The organism is Streptomyces sp. NPDC050619 (assembly GCF_040654815.1).
GTDB lineage: Bacteria > Actinomycetota > Actinomycetes > Streptomycetales > Streptomycetaceae > Streptomyces.
The window spans coordinates 1-1229 of sequence record NZ_JBFAIR010000157.1; the positions used below are offsets into that span (position 1 = coordinate 1).

Annotated in this window: 1 protein-coding gene; it reads left to right on the plus strand. The window is 71.8% G+C overall.

The window, feature by feature from the left end:
• Positions 1-297: 297 nt before the first annotated feature.
• The coding region (locus AB0I77_RS53670; RefSeq protein WP_363290346.1) for an endonuclease domain-containing protein at positions 298-1229 on the plus strand (932 nt) is incomplete at its 3' end.

Genomic DNA, 1229 nt, shown 5'->3' on the forward strand with positions numbered 1-1229 from the left:
GGTGCACCGGACGGCGGCACGGCCCACCGAGTACAGCGACCGCGCTGGCTTCCTCACCGACCGCCGTCCCCGCACCGTCTGGGAAGAGGCCGGGGCAGCCTTCCTGACTGGCGGCTGGGAACCGGTGCCCTCAACGCGGCCCGGGCCGGTGCCGCGCCCGTGACGTCTCCCGGCCCCGTCCCCGGCTCCCCCACCCGCCGTCCCCGGCCCGGACTGCATCACGTCGGCGTCCGCGGACCGCCCCTCGTTGCACGCCCCCGCCCCGCCCGCTTCCCCCCCATAAAGGAGAGACACACCATGGCACCAATCAGCCCGGAGTACGCCAACCGGCTGCTGGCGGAACTCACTGAGGGCTGCCCCGTCCCCGCAGCGCCCGCCTCGCTGTCCCGCTACACCTTCCAGATCAGCAACCACGTCCTCATCGGGGACACCGCCGTCCGCGGCCACAAGTACAAGGGCCGGTGGCGGCTGGACGACCGGGACATCCGCAAGGCCGGCGAACGGCTCGCCTCTCTCCCGTTCGATCCGGACGACCTGGTCGACGCCCGTCTCTCGTCCTCCGAGCGCGATCGGACGTGGCGCGCGCAGATCCTGCGCTGGTTCGACGACATCTCCTACCGGGACCAGAGCGCCAACGGCTGCCGCTGTGAAGGGCAGCGGCCGTGCCACCTTACCCGGCCCAACCGCCATGGACTGGGGTGCGGAGCGACTTTCGAGCAGGTCAAGGAACGCTACGGCCGGTGGCCCATCGCGTGCACCAGCCCCCTGCCGCTGCTGACGTGGTCCGGCACCGCCTGGATGGTGCCGCGCGCCTACGCCGCCCTTCTCGACCGGGCGGACCAGATCGCCGCGGAGTGTGTCGAACAGGCCGCCCGATGCAGCCGCTGCAACGCCACCGGGGACGTCTGGAAGTGGCGCACGTCCAGCAACAGCGGCTACACCACCCTGTGCCCCGCGTGCGCCACCTCCGTCGCACGCCCCTACAAGGACCATCTGCGCGGTCGGCCGTATGCGTCGCTGCTGAAGAACTCGCAGCCGGAGGCGTTCCTGTGCCGGTTGTGTCCCGGTCCGCGGCAGGCCGTGTACTGGGACCACTGCCACACGCACGGATTCGTGCGCGGCCCGGTGTGTGCCAGCTGCAACACCTACGAAGGCGGCGGCCACAAGTTCATCCACCGGCCGGGCGCGGTCCGCCACCTCCTGCTGTGCGGCGGCAGCCGTCGCACAGC